Origin of the sequence: Methanobrevibacter olleyae (assembly GCF_900114585.1) — an archaeon.
Classification (GTDB): domain Archaea; phylum Methanobacteriota; class Methanobacteria; order Methanobacteriales; family Methanobacteriaceae; genus Methanobrevibacter; species Methanobrevibacter olleyae.
In genome coordinates this window covers 1-16,886 of record NZ_FOTL01000019.1, presented here as the reverse complement: position 1 = coordinate 16,886, position 16,886 = coordinate 1, and the positions used below count along the sequence as shown (strand labels likewise).

The following is a 16,886-nucleotide window of genomic DNA, read 5'->3' as shown; positions in this document are numbered from 1 at the left end:
TTAATTTTTAGATTAGTTCATATAATTTCTAGATTAATTTATATTAATTTTTAGATTAGTTCATATAATTTCTAGATTAATTTATATTAATTTTTAGATTAGTTTATATAGTTTTTAGATTAATTCAGGCTTTATTCAATATATTTAATTATTGAGATGAGATTATGGTAAATTATGATAAAGTTGAAGATACATTCTTTGAATCATTTGATGGAATGTATATAAGAGCATTAATTACAGCAGAAGATGAATTAACTGTAAAAGAAGCAGCTTATGATGCTACAGCTACACCAAGTGCTGTTATTGGTAGGGTAGAAGCAGGTGTAGAATCATTTCTTAGCGGAGATAAAACTCCTGATGGCAGACCGGGGGCAATTGTTCAATTTTGGTTAACAGATGATTTAGAGAAGTTTGAAAAAGAGTTATCCTATAGAATTCGTCAAGATATTCTTGTAAAACCATTTACAAGAGTATTTAGTATAACTGAAAATCCAGTTGGTTCAATTCCTATGATGGATAGTGTAGGTCATTGTGGGGATGGTTATGAATGGGAAATTGAAAAATACGGTCGAAAAATGATTAATGTTCCTATTGCAGTTCCTGATTTTCAAATAGAATCTGAATTATCTTATGCAAAAGGTATTATGGGTGGAAACTTTTGGTATATGTGTTCTACTAAAGAAGCTGTTTTAAAAGCAGGTAGGATAATTATTGATACTATAATGGAAATTGATGGGGTTTGTACTCCATTTGGTATTTGTTCTGCTGCAAGTAAACCTGAAACTAGTTTTCCTGAGATTGGCCCAAGTACCAATCACCCTTATTGCCCTTCTTTAAAAGAAAAACTTGGTGTTGAGTCAAAAGTTCCTAAAGGCATTAATTATATTCCAGAAATTGTATTAAATGCAACTGATGAGAAGTCAATGAATTTAGCTATTAAAGAAGCTATTGATGCTATAATTGATATAGAGGGTGTAGAAAGAATATCTGCAGGTAACTTCGAAGGTCAATTAGGTGAACATAAAACTAATTTATTAGATATTTTGAGAGAATAATTCTTTATAAGATGTGACTTAAATGGAAGAAAATAATTTAAAATCATCACATAATATTACTGCTGAAGATTTAGGTGTAGATGAAATAGTTTATGATGCTATTAATGTTGATGTTATAGGCTTTGGTGCGTTAAATGTAGATAAGCTTTATCATGTAGCACATATTGCAGAAATTGATGGAGAAAGTTTTATTAAAGGTGAAGAAGAATCTCCTGGTGGTTCAGCAGCTAATACAATTATTGGTCTTTCAAAACTTGGATGTTCTACATCTTATATAGGTAAAATAGCTAATGATGATGAAGGAGATCTTTTAGAGTATAATTTAATGATTAATAATGTTTACCTTACAAATTTAATATATTCTGATGAGGGTAATTCTGGTAAGGTTTTAGGATTTGTTTCTAATAAGGGAGATAGGGCACTTTATGTTGATCCTGGTGTAAATGATGAGATAACTATTGATGAAATTAATCCATTAAATGTCAATAGTTGTAAAATACTTCATTATACTTCCTTTGTTGGAGATTCATTTAATGCTCAAAAAGAATTATTAAAAATATTAAATGATGAAATTCTTTTAAGTTTTGACCCTGGAATCTTATATGTTAAAAAGGGAGTAGATGAACTTAAAGAAATCCTTGAGAGAACTAATATTTTACTTATTAATGAAAATGAACTTAAATTGCTCTTTGAAGGCTATTATAAAAATAAATTAAATCATTCTAATGATAAAGAATTGAGTTTTAGAGATTTAGCTATTTTGGTTCGGGATGATGGTATTGATACTGTTGTTGTTAAAAGAGGAGATAATGGCGTTTATGCAATAAATAAAGAGGATGAAGAGGTTAAAATACCTGCCTTTAAATGTGAAGCAGTAGATACAACTGCAGCAGGAGATTCCTTTAACTCTGGTTTCTTATACTCTTATCTTAAAGGCTATGACTTAGCTAAATCTTGTACAATTGCTAACTGGGTAGCTTCTCGTTCTGTTCAATCGATTGGAATTTCCGGACTACCTAGTTTAGAAGAACTGGAAGAATTTTTGGAGTCATTGTAATAAATTAAAAGATGATTTAATATTTTAGAATGAGGTATTAGATTATTTGATTGATATAATCTAAAATATTCTGCTTAATAAAAGAAAATTATAATAATTTATTTGATTGATATAATCTAAAATATTCTGCTTAATAAAAGAAAATTATAATAATTTATTTAGAATTTAATAATATTGAATTATGTTTAATAAAAGAAAATTATAATAAATTATTTAAATTATTTAAAAGATATAATTATATGTTGATGTTTTGTAAAAAAACTAGTTGATTTAATGGATTAAAAATTAACTTTATCTAATGGGGAATTACTATGGAAATTAAACTAAAAAAGCAGATTGAAACTTTAGAGAGGGAAATCACTCTTAAATCTGTAGATTTAGATGAAGATATTGAAGATTTTAGTGTAGATATTCATAATTTCAAAGATGAAGAAAAACTTATAACTATCTCATCTCGTTGTGTTAGATGTAATCTTTGTGTTGAAGAATGTCCTATAAATGTAATCAGTTCTTCTACTTGGCTTAAAAGAGCTAAAATAGGTGAAGGTTGTGTACAATGTGAAATTTGTGCTCAAACTTGTCCTGTTTCATGTATTTATGTATGGGATGCAGAAGTTATTATTAAAAAAGATGATTCAGTTGAATATACATTAAATGAAGCAAAAGTTCCCCATAGAAATCTTAAAATGGAAGATATTTCTATAAATCGTGAAGTCTGTGTTGGTTGTGGGTCTTGTTTAAAATATTGTCCAACTAATGCAATTTCTCTTAGGAATAAAGAATTTATTGAAGCACATGGCGAGAAATGTCCAGAAATTGGAGCTATTGATTCTGAAGATGGACATATGTATTCATATATTGATAAAGACCGTTGTTGTGGTTGCGGATCTTGTGTTAATTTATGTATTCAAGGAGCTATTAGTCTTAAAAGAGACTTAGGTCCTGTAGTAATATACAGTCATATCGATGTCAATCAAGATATTTGTGTAGGATGTGAATTATGTGAAGATAACTGTCCTGTTGAAGCTATTAAAGTAGTTGATGGTGAGGTTATTTTAGATAATGATAAATGTATTAGATGTAAAGAATGCAGTAGCAGGTGCCCTGTAGGTGCTTTAAATTTAGTACTAGATGAATAACAATTATAATGCAGTAAAAACATTATAAAATTTTAATATAATACTTACAGATTTTTATAATCTATTTAATGGAGAAGTGTTTAAAATGAAAGCTAAAGAGATGATGGATAAAGAATTTATTTATGTATCAAAAGATGATTCAATAGAAAAAGTTTCTATAAAAATGGAAGAGTCTAAAAGATTTACTGCTCCTGTTTTAGATGAAAATATGAAATTAGAAGGCTGGATTACATCATTTAATATTACAAAAGGTTTACGTGAAGGTAAAACATTAATTTCTGAAGTAATGGATCCTGTTGAAAATATTTTATCTATAAAAGAGGATGAAGCAGCAAAGAATACGGTTATTGAAATTTCAAAACATAAGTTAATTAGTGTTCCTATTATAAATGATGATAATCAAGTAATTGGTGTAAGTAGATCTGTAGATGTTGTTGATTCAATGTCTTCTTTATATGATATTAAAGTAAGTAAGATTTATAAAGCTATGGAAAAAGAACTTAGAGGAGTTAGCTGGGATGAATTAATGGAAGCTTCTGCTAAAATTAGTACAAGAACTACTGGTGTTAAAATTACTGCTGAAGAATATGAGAAAAATATTCAAAAATCTACTTTTGGTGAAGCTATTTGGGCAACTGGCGGACTTGAAAAGTTCTTTGCAGGTCTTATTTCAGTTGGAGAAATTGTAATTGCACGTAAAGTAGGTCGTGCAAGACGTTAATATTTTAAATCTCTTTAGGTTTTTTAATTTCTCCTTTTTTTATTTTAAATATTTTGTAATTTTTTACTTTTTTAATTTCTCCTTTTTTTATTTTAAATATTTATAATTCTTTACTTTTTTAATTTTTAATCTTTTTTTACTTATTCTACATTTTTAAGCTATATCTTTGTTTTATTAGAGAAAATTTAATAGAAAAAATTTATCATGATTTCATAGATTAGAATTAAACTAATCCTCCAAGAAGCCCTGTAATTAGTATAAGAATATTATTACTTTCTCTCATTTCAAATAATTAACTAAATCCATCAATTGTACAATGTATTAATATGTTTATTCCTATGATTAATGCTGTTAAAGTATAAGGAACTGGATAGAATTTTAAAAGAAATATACTAGTTATTCCACTAATATAAAATCCTTTAAATCTTGCACAAACTGGAAATTGATGGCCTTTATAAAAAAGCTTCTTTATTATTCTACTATATTGTCTTTTTTATTAATTATTTTAGTGTAGTTGTTCTTTTTTTAATTAATTTTATTAATAATAAAAACATACCTTATAACATATAAACAATTAAAATAATTTTTTAATTAATTTTCAACTATTTATTAACTATTTAAAGTGATTTTATGTCTAAATATAATGAATATCAAGATAAAACTATTTTAGTAACTGGTGGAGCAGGTTGTGTTGGTAGTAATTTAACTAGAAAATTAGCAGAACTTGGTGCAGAAAAGGTAATAATACTTGACAATATGTCTTCTGCTTATGAATGGAATGTACCTACAAATGAAAATGTTGAGCTTATTCAAGGAGATATCCTAGATGATGAAGAGCTTAAACGTGTATTTAAAATGAAACCAGATTATGTATTTCATTTAGCTGCACACTTTGCAAATCAAAATAGTGTTGATAATCCTGAAACTGATTTAATGGTTAATGGTATTGGAATATTAAAAGTGCTTCAGTATGCTCAGCTCACTGGAGTAGAACGTTTTGTATATTCATCTTCTGGTTGTGGAGTGTATGGCCTTGATTCTAAAATGCCTTTTGAAGAACATGATATTTCTATTTCATTACACACACCTTATCAAGTTACAAAATTACTTGGTGAATTATATACCAATTACTTCCATAATTTATATGATATGCCTATTGTAAATGCAAGATTCTTTAATGTATTTGGTCCTGGGGAAGTTCCAGGTAAATACAGAAATGTAATTCCTAACTTTTTCTACTGGTCTATGACTAAACAAGCATTACCAATTACAGGTGATGGAACTGAAACAAGGGATTGGACTTTTGTTGGTGATATTGTAAATGGTCTTTTATCAATGGGTATTGAAGAAGAAGCTATTGGTGAAGCGATAAATCTTGGTTCTGGTAAAGATCATAGAGTTATTGATATGGCAAATAAAGTTAATGAATTAACTGGCAATGAAAAGGGCATTGCTTATGTAGCAAGAAGAAATTGGGATGCTAAAACTCAATTATTGTCTTCTATTGATAAAGCAAAGGATATTCTTGCTTATAAACCTACTGTATCTTTTGATGATGGCTTAGAAGAAGTTTATAATTGGTTTAGCGATAACTGGGAAAATATCGAAAGAGATGCAGAATTTTAATTGATTTTTTATTATTTATTTTGCATACTTAATATTAGTTTTAAAATTTAACTAATTTTTTATTATCTATTTGATATAATAAACTTATCAGGTCAAGTTATTCTAATAACTTAAATAATGGGTTTCTATAATCTAATTTAAAAGCCTGTTTGTTTATATTTCTTATTTTTTAGCTATTTTTGATTATTGATACTATTAAAGATAGCAAGCTATATTTTAAAGGGTAAAGCTATTTAAATAGGATTTAAGGATGAAATCTACAAGAGGGCAATTATGAGAATGACTCTTCTAAAGTCAGAATCAATCTGTCTAAGGATAATACCTATACTTTTGATGTGAGTTTATTTGATTTAAATCAGTACTATCAAGTTAAGAGATTTTTTCTGATTTTTAATTTTTATTTTTATTTTTATTTTGTTAATTTTTGTTTATTTTACTTATATCAGCGTGTTATTATTTTAATTTTATTTTATTAAGTGTTAATTTATTCATATCTATTTTTAAGTATTATATATAGTTAATATTATATATTATTAATTATAAAGTATTATTATTTAATAATATTAGTTTTTTATTTGAGAATTGTTGTTTTTAGGGTGATTTTTGATGGTTTTTGAAAATGTGTTTTCAAATTTTTTAGCAAATTTTAATAACTTTGTTGATGAAAAATATATATTAAGTGATAATGCTTTTGTTCGTAACGGTAAATGGAGTTTAGAAACTGCAATTAAATTTCCTTTATTTAATCGTAAGAAAACAAAATTTAATGAAGTTAACAGGTATTTAAGGAGTCAAACAGGTGATTATTCTATGAAAATAACTGGTTCTGGTGTTTGCGATAGAATGCAATATATCAACCCTAAAGTCTATATAGACATGAATGATGGAGTTATAGAAGAAATATACAACAACGTGAAAGAAATGGAAACTTTTAAAGGATTTCACGTTTTTACAATTGATGGATCTTATGTTGAAATTCCGAATCATCCTCAAGCACGTGAAGAAATGGGTGTTCCACCAGACAATCCAGTTGAAACATTTGCTGCAAATGCAAGAATCTCCTGCACAGTAGATACAAAAATGGACTTCGTAATATCATCAATAATTGAAAATCAAACTGTAGACGAAATAACACTAGCATTAAGACATTTAGATGATGTGAAAAACAAAATAAATATGAATAACGTAATTACCTGTTATGATAGATACTATAATTCCACAGAAATCATGTTAAAAACAGAAACATTGGATTCATACTATTTAATCCGTGGAAAAACAAACACATTCAAAAAACAACAACAAAAAATGGACAACGATAAGAAAACCGATGATACATTCGACATAAACTTAAATAACGCAAAAATAAAAAATTTCACGACGAAGAATTGAAAAAAATCGCAAGAAAACAAAAAAGCATCCAAGTCAGAATAGTTAAAGTAAAATTAAAAACTGGAGAAACAGAAATACTATTTACCAATTTACCAAAAGAAATTGCAACATCAGAAGAATTAAAGCAATTATATGGTGAAAGATGGAAAATAGAAACAGATTACGATAGATTAAAAAACAAATTATACATCGAAAAATTCAGTGGAAGAAGACGAACCATAATCGAACAAGACTTCTACAGCCACATATTCCTACTAAACCTACTAATAGGAATAAAACACGATGCAGAACTAAAAATAACACGAAAACCAAAAGAAACAGCAAAATACACCTATGAATACCACTCCAACATCAACATACTCATCGGAGAAATCAAAGATCAACTGCCAAGACTCCTAACGGACAACCAAGACGAAATACAAAAAGTAATAAAAGAAATAATGGAAATCGGCTACAAAGAATTAGTAGCAACGAAAATACCTGCACGAACAAATGCAGAAAGAGATAAAGAAAGAAATTGGAATAAAAATTGCAAAACAAGCAAAAGTCAAGGATTCTAAAATCTGAAAACGTTAACTTGATAGTATTGGATTTAAATAAAAAACTTTAAATTAAATAAAAACTAAAGTTGTACTATGATGTTTAGTATTAATGCTAAATTTTTTATAAATATCTTTAATTATAAAAATAAATTTTTTTATATATCTTAGATTTCTTGAAAGGCTATTTTTATATTTTTTTTAAAAAATATAAAATTCTTTTGAATTATAAAATAATGTTTTTAATAAATGACTTAAATAGAGACATAATTTTAAATAATTAAAATTTAATAAACTGGAATTTAAATGGCGATATAATGACAAGGATACAGTGTCCTAAATGTGGTAAAATTAATGATGATTCTTTAGATTTTTGCATATATTGTGGAACTATTTATGATGAGTATAAACCTGAGGAAAATTCTGATTTATTATCTGTTAAATCTATGATTCCATTTGAAAATGGGGCATTTAGGCAAAAAAATGATGATTTTAATCAGATTCCTAATAAACCTAAAAATAAACATACTCTTGCAATAATTTTAGGTTATATTTTTGCAATATTAGGTGGACTTTTAGGATTTGTTTTTGCGATTTATCTATTAACAAGAGATGATTCTGTTGCTAAAAAACATGGTTTGGTTCAATTACTAGTTTTATTAGCTTACTTGCTTATGATATCTGTTTTAATATTAACTGGACAAATGGATATGAATGTTTTATTAAATCCATTTAATACAACTCAAGTTTCTAATTTAACAAATATGAGTAATATGTCTAGTTTATTCGGTATTTAGATTATTAAATCATTTTTATAATTATTAAATTAATTATAATTATAATTCATCTTTATTTTTTTAAACCTTTTTAAGGATGCTATTTCTTTTTTTAATGATACCATTATATAAATTATAATTTGCTATTTTAGTTCTTTTTATGTAATTTTTATAATAAACTTATTTTTTAAAATAAATCTTAAAGTATTAATATTAGATTAATTAAATTAATTATCATATTAATATAAATGATATGTTAAAACAATTGTTTTTCATTATTGGGGGTTAATTATGAAATTTAAAAAGAGATTTTTTATAGTTTTATCTTTTGTTTTGATTTTAGGCTTAAGTGCAGTTGCAATTAGTACTGCCTATACTGGTACTGGTTTTAACCATAATATTTCTTTTTCTAAATACTCTGATAAATCAGTAGATGAGATTTTGGATAATTATAATGATACAAACTGTACTAAAGAGTTTAGTGGAAAATGTACCTATGTTGTAGATGGAGATACTATTGATGTTGATGGCATTGGAAGAATACGTTTGGTAGGGGTAAACACTCCTGAAAGAGGTGCGAATGGCTATATAACATCTAAACGTTTTGTTCAAAAATTATGTTTAAATAAAGAAATTAGTTTGGATATTGATGATTCTAAAGGAACTGATAGGTATGGCAGATCTTTAGCGGTTATCATTGTTGATGGAAAAAATTTAAATGAGGTGCTTTTAAAAGAAGGTTTAGCTGAAGTTATGTATATTCCTCCAACTGAATTCTATCCATATGATTGGAGAAATTCATCAACAAGTGGATTAAATTATATTTCTTCTTCAAGTTCTAAAAATACTTATTCTAGTAGCTTTGATAGTTTTTCAAGTAGTTCTAATGATCTTGGTTTATTTGTAGCTAGTTCCAATTCTAATAAATTTCACAAACCAAATTGCAGATGGGCTAAAAAGATTTATGATAGTAATAAAATAAGTTTTAATAGTCGTTCTGAGGCAATTAATCAGGATTATGAACCTTGTAAGGTTTGCCAACCTTAATTGTTCTTTTATTTTATATTAATTTCTTTTATATTTATTTTTTTAGTTTATAATTAGCTTAATTATAGTATTAGTTTTATTTTTCATTTAAAGAATAAATTTGTAAATAATACCTTTTAACGAGTCTATCTTTAATATTTTTTAGGGCTTGTTTTCACTTATTTTTTTAAATGCTTACTCTAATAATTATTACTTTTTACCATTAAAATGATTGCATACTAATAAGACTGTTATCAGTAGTAGTACTAATAATTATTACTTTTTACCATTAAAATAGAACAAAATTTTTATATATTATTTATATTCATATAAATAAATGATAAATAAATTAATTTAATCAGTATTTAATTAATTTATTTTTTAAAAATATTTTTGGGATGTTTTTATGAAAGAAGAAGTATTTTATGGAAAAGGTATGTCTACAGTTAAATCAGAAGACCCTGAATTGTATAAAGCTATTGTTGGCTTAAATGAAGCTGTATGGAATGGTAGAGTTCTTGATTATAAAACTCAAAAATTAATTGCTATTGGAATTGCAGCAGCTAATGCTGATAGTCGTGCTACTGAAAAACAAATTAAAAGTTCAAAAGAAGAATTAGATGTAAGTCGTTATGAAGTACTTGATGTTTTAAAAGTTGTTTTATTAACTTCTGGTATGCAACCATTTAATAAGGCATTACAAATTACAAATAAAATTTTTGAATAAATAAATTAAATATTTTATTTATATTGAATTAGTTTAAATAAGAATTTAATTAGTTTTCTATTAATCTAATTATTCCTATTAGACATTAGTTTATAGTTTATTAATAAAATTATAATTTTTAATGAATATAAAAAATAGGATTTCAAAAGCCAAGTTTTATTTATTTTATTTTAAGGAATTATATTTATGTCAGAGAAAGTTTTTTATGGAAAGGGAGTTCGTAAAATTAAAAAGGAAGATTTGGAACTATATGAATCTATTGTAAATTTAGATAAAAATATATGGAATTCAAATGTTCTTGATTATAAAACTCAAAAGTTAATTGCAATAGCTATTTCTGCAACTAACAGCGAGGCTTCCTCTCTTTTAAAACAGATATCTAAGTCTAAAAAAGAATTAAATATTAGTCGTGATGAAATGATGGATGTTTTAAAAGTTGTCTTATTGACATCAGGTATGATTTCATATAATAAATCATTGGATATTATAAATAAGTTATATGATTAATTTTTTTAATGATTGTAATTATAAAAAGGTTTTAAATCTATAAGCTTGTTTTTTAGAGTAGTATTTATTTAAAATAATAATAGAAAATCAAATTAAGTCTAAATAAGTTTTATAATCATATTTTTATGAAAATATTTAACGCAGGTGTAATAATGAAAGCAGAGTCTTTAAAAATTGCTGAAGGTGTTTATTGGGTAGGAGCATTACATTGGGATACTCGTAGCTTCCATGGTTTTTCTATTCCAGGAACAACTTATAATTGTTATTTAGTATTTGGTGATGAGAAAGTAGCATTAATCGATAATGTATATGAAGGTATGTCTTCTCAATTAAATGCAAGAATCAAAGATGCATTTGAAAAAGAAGGAAGAGATGAAGTAAAAATAGATGTATTTATTCAAAATCATTCTGAAATGGATCATACTCTATGTTTATGGGAAACTGTTGAAAAATTCCCTGAGGCAGAAATTTATACAAATGCAAAATGTTCAAGTTTTATTAAGGCACAATATCATGAATTTAAAAATCGTGAGCTAAAAACTGTTAAAACAGGTGATACTTTAGATTTAGGTGGAAAAACTTTAGCATTTGTACAAGCTCCAATGTTACATTGGCCTGATAGTATGTTTACTATGTATATGGAAGAAGGTATTTTATTCTCTAATGATGCATTTGGGCAACATTTATGTTTATCTAAAAGATATGTTGAAGATTATGACTTGAGTTTTGTATTAAATGCTGCACAAAAATATTATGCTAACTTAGTAGTATTTGGTTCTACATCGTTAATTAGGAAGTTTGATGAATTAGAAGATTTAGGAATTATCCAAAAAATTAAAATGATTGCTCCATGTCATGGTCAAATTTGGAAAAATCCAGAACCTATTATTAAAGCATATAAAGAATGGGCAAGTGGTGTTTGTAAAGACAAGATCACTTTAATTTATGATACTATGCACCATAGTACTCAAAAAATGGCTCATGCCATTGCTGAAGGTATAATTAGTGAAGATGTAGAATGTGTAATGTATTTTATGGAAGAAGACGGAGCTGATGATGTAGTTAATGATGTTTTGGATAGTAAGGGTATTGCTGTAGGTGCACCTACTATGATGAATAAACCATTTCCACGTATCGGTACTACTATGTATTGGTTAGATTGTTTAAATTTTAAAACAACAACAAGCTTTAAAAAAGCTCTTGTATTTAGTAGTAAAGGATGGGCAGGAGGAGCTGCTAAAAAACTTCAAAGTGAACTTGAAAATGCTGGCTTTGATGTAATTGATAGTTATGAAACTACTTTTGTTCCTGATGAAGATGTTTTAGAAGAATGTTTTAAAAGAGGTAAAGCATTAGCTAAATCTATTAAAGAAGAATAGTTTTAACTATTCTTTTTTTATTATTTGTTGATTAGGTTTTTTCATTATTTTATCAGTCGGTTTTTAATTTCTTTTTTTATAATTTGATTATGTATTTTTTATTTTTATTTCTTTTTTTTATAATTTGATTATGTATTTTTTATTTTTATTTCTTTTTTTATAATTTGAATTATATATTTTTTATTTTTATAATAATTAAATCAATCTAATTTAGCCATAAATCATAATAATTAGATCAATCTAATTTAGCCATAAATCTTTCTTTTATTTCAATAGGGCTTAAAGGGATTATAGATGCTTTTGCATTTCCAGGTTTAATATTATAATTAATAAAGCTAAGCTCTTCTTTATTAATGATTTCCTTTAAATCAATATCTTCAAATTCATATGTGTTTTTAAATCCCACTCCCTTTGCAATATTAATTAAATTTAAATTTTTAGCATATGTTTCTTGATTACCTGTTGAACCATATGATTGATTGTTTAAAACAATCCATGTTAAATTTTTAGGATTTTGGGAAAATATAGTAACAATAGAACTTAAGTTCATTAAAAAAGAGCCATCTCCGTCAATAATAATTATTTTTTTATCTTTTTTAGTTAATGCTAATCCTAATCCAATTGAAGATACCATGCCCATTGATCCAATCATATAAAATGTTTCATCTCTATCTTTAATATCATATAATTCTCTTGAAGGAAAACCAATATTAACAATCATAATTTCATCATCAATACTTTTCATTATCTCTTCTAAGGCATCTTTTCTCTTTTTATCTGATGTTCTATTCATTTAAATTCTCCAATAGCATTTCGTATTGTTTTTTTATTTTATTATTTTTTATTTTAGTGGTTTTAATGCCAGCATTTCTTTATTTATAGATTCGTTAAAGTATTTTTATTCTTTAATTTATTATTTTAATACTTTTACCAATAGTTTATTTCTATTAATATGGAAATTGGCTTTTTCTTTTTGCAACTTAAATTCCATGATTTTCTAACAAGATTATATGTATCTTTTTTATTATTTATCTTAAAGTAAGGATACTCCATTCCATCTAAAAGTTTAGTTGTTGATTTTCCCATTGGGATTTGTCCACAAATTGATTCACCTTCAGTTCCTCTATGACTAATGATCATAATTAATGGAAATCCATATAGCTCTGTTAATGATTTTAATGCATTGATAGAGTTTCCCAGTCCTGAATTTTGCATTAAAATCGCTGTTTTCGCCCCTCCTAAATAAGCTCCAGCACATATTCCTATTCCTTCCTCCTCTCTATTAACTGGGACATGTTTAATATTTTCATCATTATCTATTTTATTTAATAATTTGGATAAATTAGCACAAGGAACACTTACAATAAAGTCAATTCCCGCATCTTTTAATCCTTTATATATTGATTCACTAGTATCCATTTTTAATCAACACTATATCTTTTTAAGTTTCTTTTCTTTTATAATGTTTAAAAGACTTTTTTATTTATATCATGTTTTGCTTGAAATCAGGAGTTTCAATTATTTTAGGTAATTTTCCAAATCTTCCAATCGATTCTCCTGAGATTATTAAAACACCTTTTAAATAATCTTTATATTTTTCACAAGTTTCCAAAGCATTTATTACACTATCTTCAGAGTTATTTCCACATACATCATTAGCTATTCTTGTAGCTAGCCCATCAGAAATAGATGCTGAATTACTTATCACTGTTACTGATTCAGAATCTCCAAAACTTATTGAATGACCTATTTTTCCTGAAGAAGTACAAATGCCAATTGGTTTTTTATTTTCTTTTATTTTAAATCCAATTCTATTTTTTAATATTTTATTATTTGAATAGATTCCACATATAAGTTTTTTATTATTTATTAAAGCTATATCTCCACCATTTTCGATTATTGAATATTTTGTGCCTTTTTTTATTAAGTAGTTTAGAGATAATTCTGAAATAGATCCTGCTACAGATGCCATAGGGCCGGTTTCACTTATATTTGAACTTTCACACATTAATCTTATAATTTCTGGAACTTTATTTTTTGAATTGCTTTCATAATTTAAAAAATTAAGATTTTTATAATCATTATTATTCTTGTCAAAGTTATTATTGGAATTGTTTATATTAACTTTTTCTAATGATGTCTTAAAATAAGGGTTTATTTCAATATAATTTTTTAGATCTTCTCTTGTTTTGTAAATAAAATTTTTTAGCTTGTTATTTTCTATATCAGTTTTTAGTCTAATATGTGTTTCTTCAATGTTAATATATTCTTTATAATAGGGATTGATTTTTTTCATAATAAGTCTATCTTTGGTTTTAAAACTTATTTATCTTTTTCTATTTCTTATTATTTTCAGTTTTATAGTAAGCTACGAAACTTTTTTTTAAATAATAATATTATAAAATAATATTTATGGCTGGAAGAAATACATTTAGAAAAATATTTAAGCATTGAAGAAATAGAAGGTTTAGTTAAAGGATATAAATATTATCATAAAATTTATTAATAAGGCTAATTATCAAGAAAAGGATGTTCATAAATTAATTATAGGTGAATTTGATGTAGATCAGAGCTTAAAAAGGGCAGGTGAGATAATTAGAAAGGGAGTGGATTTAATTACAATAAAGTTTATCCCTTTTCTTTATAAAACAAGCTGATGCTAAAGGAATTTTAAAGGAAAGATTGAAAAGTTATTGATTTAGAGTGTCTGCCAAAAGTATAAAAATTATTTTAAAAAGCTCTAAAATGTATTTATTTACAAAATAAAGAAAGAAATTTTAAAAAAAATATATTTTTGGCGAACACCCAATAGTAAAAAAAATAAACTCGATGTGAAATTTCAACTGCAAAAATAGGATTTCAAGAAAAGTCATTAATTTTATTATTTATGTTTAGTTTTTATCTTTTTTTTTTATTCCTATACTAACTGAATTGTTTTTAATTTAATTTTTTTAGATTTTTTTTTATTTATTTTGTGTTTAAAGTTATATTGGTTTGTTTTATATTTTTTTGTAAAAGGTTACTATTTTATTAAAATCTCCTATAAAAAAAGAGTAATTTATTTATATTATGAAAGTTCATATAGTTAAGTATAAAAACTAGATATAGTTTTTTTTTAAATGTTTTTATATTAAAAAATAGTTTAAAATGGAGTTTGTTAAAAAAAAATTAGTATTAATGGTGGTTAATTGAATTTAGTTGTACTGTTTAATATGATACATCTATTTCTTTTATATTATTAAATAACTAAAAATAAAACTCCTATTTTTTTTAATTTAATATTGTGTTAAATCATATTTAATAGTTCAATATGAATAAAATAAAATAAATTCGATTTTATATTTATTATATTAATATTTAAGAATATTTATGCTATTTTTATATAAAAATACTGAGAAACTTGAAAAGGAGGATGGTGGAATATTTATTAATACAGTATTAAAAAAAACACTTAAAGTATTTTTAATTATAATTCTAGGTGATTTAGCTATTAATCTAAAGAGTAATTTTAATGAAGATCCAACCAAGGGCTTATTTTTTTTATCAAAGTCTAATCCTAAGATTTAATATTTTAGGAGAATAGGTGGAAAAACATTAATGTTACTGCTTATCTTAAAGATGAATATAATTTAGCTAATAGGATTTATAATGCTTTAAATTAAATAGCAAGCATATTATTATATGGCTATTTAGAGTTTTTTGTGGCTAATTTTGATTTATTATAACTTTTTTTATATTTCAAAATAGAAAAAAAATAAGTCATTATTATATTTTATAAAGTATCAATTACTAGTCATTTTAGTTTAGTTAATATTATAAAAAAAATTGGTTTTTTTTGTTTTGTTTTGTTTTGATATAAGTATAATAAATTACTAAATAAGTCTGATATAATACTGTTTAAATAGAAAATTATTAATAAAACGTTAAAATACTCTTGTATTTAGTTAATTAAAAAGAGTGTCAGCCAAAAGTACAAAAATTATTTTAATAAGCTCTAATGTATTTATTTAGAAAATAAAGAAAGAGATTTTAAAAAATATATATTTTTGGAGGACACCCAAAAAATAGAGAAAAAAAATATCTTGGTCTATGTTTTAATATTTTTATATATAAAAAAAATATATCAAATGATATTATTGCTTGTTCCCAAAAAAAAGAAAAATTATAGTTTTGGGAATTCTATATATACAATATATTATATTATTAATAGTTATTATATATATATATATATATATATATAAAAAGTTAAATAGTGAGGGGTGTGTAATTGGTTAAGTTAAATCGTAAATTAATAATCTTAGCTTTATTTATACTTATATTTTATATGAGTATGATGTGTGTTGCTGCTGATAGTTTTGATGATGTTCAAGATAAGATTGATAATACTAGTAGTGGTGATGATGTTTATTTAGATAATAAGACCTATGTTGGTAGTGGTAATGAAATTAGCATTAATAAGACTCTTAGGATTCATGGTAGTACTAATTCAAGTAAAAAATCTACTTTAGATGCACAAAAATCAAGCCGTATATTCAATGTTACAGGTAACAATAATGTTTCATTTATTAATTTAGTTCTAATTAATGGTAAAACGACTGGTAATAATAATGTTGGTGGTGCAGTTCATAGTAGTCATTATAATAGTAATCTTTATTTCATAAATTGTACTTTCATAAATTCTTCAACTAATGGTCCTAATTCTCCTGGTGGAGCTATACATTCTAGTGGTAATGTTAATGTTAATGGTTCTAGTTTTATAAATTCTTCAACTAAGAGTAATTTTTCTCATGGTGGAGTTATATATTCTGGTAAGAGTACTAACGTTATTAATTCTAGTTTTATAAATTCTTCAACTAATGGTCCTACTTCTGCTGGTGGAGCTATATATTCTGGTGGTAGTGGTAGTGTTAATGGTTCTAGTTTTATAAATTCTTCAACCAATGGT

16 protein-coding genes and 1 pseudogene are annotated in these 16,886 nt (G+C 25.1%); 13 read left to right on the top strand and 4 right to left on the bottom strand.

All coding sequences use genetic code 11. The annotated features are described in order from the left end of the window. Window positions 1-164: 164 nt before the first annotated feature. The 4 genes from BM020_RS06090 to BM020_RS06075 all read left to right on the top strand — a co-directional run bounded on the left by BM020_RS06090 (window position 165) and on the right by BM020_RS06075 (window position 3,972). Entirely contained in the window at window positions 165-1,055 is an 891-nt protein-coding gene (locus tag BM020_RS06090) for a formylmethanofuran--tetrahydromethanopterin N-formyltransferase (protein WP_067146710.1), read from the top strand. Window positions 1,056-1,077: 22 nt separating this feature from the next. After that, on the top strand, window positions 1,078-2,112 hold the full coding sequence (locus BM020_RS06085) for a carbohydrate kinase family protein (RefSeq protein ID WP_067146708.1): 1,035 nt from the start codon (window positions 1,078-1,080) through the stop codon (window positions 2,110-2,112). 311 nt (window positions 2,113-2,423) lie between these two features. Further along, window positions 2,424-3,251: a 4Fe-4S binding protein gene (locus BM020_RS06080; protein WP_067146706.1), complete on the top strand. Its 828-nt coding sequence runs from the start codon at window positions 2,424-2,426 to the stop codon at window positions 3,249-3,251. A gap of 85 nt (window positions 3,252-3,336) precedes the next feature. Then, window positions 3,337-3,972: a CBS domain-containing protein gene (locus tag BM020_RS06075; RefSeq protein ID WP_067146704.1), complete on the top strand. Its 636-nt coding sequence runs from the start codon at window positions 3,337-3,339 to the stop codon at window positions 3,970-3,972. Between the two features lie 292 nt (window positions 3,973-4,264). Here BM020_RS06075 and BM020_RS09980 read toward each other — a convergent pair whose 3' ends face one another. After that, window positions 4,265-4,381, bottom strand: coding sequence for a hypothetical protein (locus BM020_RS09980; protein WP_394326396.1), 117 nt, complete (start codon window positions 4,379-4,381; stop codon window positions 4,265-4,267). Between the two features lie 221 nt (window positions 4,382-4,602). On the opposite strand from BM020_RS09980, the gene BM020_RS06065 reads away from it, so the two are divergent. From BM020_RS06065 to BM020_RS06035, 8 genes are all read left to right on the top strand, one after another. Continuing rightward, window positions 4,603-5,598 carry an NAD-dependent epimerase/dehydratase family protein gene (locus BM020_RS06065; RefSeq protein WP_067146701.1) on the top strand — a complete coding sequence of 332 codons (996 nt, stop codon included), beginning with the start codon at window positions 4,603-4,605 and terminating at the stop codon, window positions 5,596-5,598. A gap of 606 nt (window positions 5,599-6,204) precedes the next feature. Continuing rightward, a complete protein-coding gene (locus BM020_RS09905; protein ID WP_268765972.1) occupies window positions 6,205-6,987 on the top strand; it encodes a transposase in 783 nt (260 codons plus the stop codon). Continuing rightward, window positions 6,984-7,547, top strand: coding sequence for a transposase (locus BM020_RS09900; RefSeq protein WP_268765971.1), 564 nt, complete (start codon window positions 6,984-6,986; stop codon window positions 7,545-7,547). Before BM020_RS09905 ends, BM020_RS09900 begins: the two co-directional genes overlap by 4 nt. Window positions 7,548-7,843: 296 nt before the next feature. Further along, entirely contained in the window at window positions 7,844-8,323 is a 480-nt protein-coding gene (locus tag BM020_RS06055; RefSeq protein ID WP_067146699.1) for a zinc ribbon domain-containing protein, read from the top strand. Window positions 8,324-8,593: 270 nt separating this feature from the next. Next, complete coding sequence (locus BM020_RS06050) at window positions 8,594-9,349, top strand: thermonuclease family protein (protein ID WP_074798601.1); 756 nt, start codon at window positions 8,594-8,596, stop codon at window positions 9,347-9,349. 385 nt (window positions 9,350-9,734) lie between these two features. Further along, entirely contained in the window at window positions 9,735-10,055 is a 321-nt protein-coding gene (locus BM020_RS06045) for a carboxymuconolactone decarboxylase family protein (protein ID WP_074798599.1), read from the top strand. A 186-nt stretch (window positions 10,056-10,241) separates the two neighbouring features. Beyond that, entirely contained in the window at window positions 10,242-10,562 is a 321-nt protein-coding gene (locus BM020_RS06040) for a carboxymuconolactone decarboxylase family protein (protein WP_074798595.1), read from the top strand. A 152-nt stretch (window positions 10,563-10,714) separates the two neighbouring features. Continuing rightward, window positions 10,715-11,941: an FprA family A-type flavoprotein gene (locus BM020_RS06035; protein ID WP_074798592.1), complete on the top strand. Its 1,227-nt coding sequence runs from the start codon at window positions 10,715-10,717 to the stop codon at window positions 11,939-11,941. A 235-nt stretch (window positions 11,942-12,176) separates the two neighbouring features. Here BM020_RS06035 and comE read toward each other — a convergent pair whose 3' ends face one another. The 3 genes from comE to BM020_RS06020 all read right to left on the bottom strand — a co-directional run bounded on the left by comE (window position 12,177) and on the right by BM020_RS06020 (window position 14,237). Beyond that, window positions 12,177-12,734 carry a sulfopyruvate decarboxylase subunit beta gene (gene comE / locus BM020_RS06030; protein ID WP_074798590.1) on the bottom strand — a complete coding sequence of 186 codons (558 nt, stop codon included), beginning with the start codon at window positions 12,732-12,734 and terminating at the stop codon, window positions 12,177-12,179. 134 nt (window positions 12,735-12,868) lie between these two features. Beyond that, entirely contained in the window at window positions 12,869-13,360 is a 492-nt protein-coding gene (gene comD / locus BM020_RS06025) for a sulfopyruvate decarboxylase subunit alpha (RefSeq protein WP_074798588.1), read from the bottom strand. Window positions 13,361-13,424: 64 nt separating this feature from the next. Beyond that, window positions 13,425-14,237 (bottom strand): UPF0280 family protein, encoded by an 813-nt coding sequence (locus BM020_RS06020; RefSeq protein WP_074798586.1) that lies wholly within the window; start codon window positions 14,235-14,237, stop codon window positions 13,425-13,427. A 1,971-nt stretch (window positions 14,238-16,208) separates the two neighbouring features. Between BM020_RS06020 and BM020_RS06010 the strand changes: the two are divergent. Beyond that, a pseudogene (locus BM020_RS06010) lies at window positions 16,209-16,886 on the top strand (hypothetical protein); the annotation flags it as partial.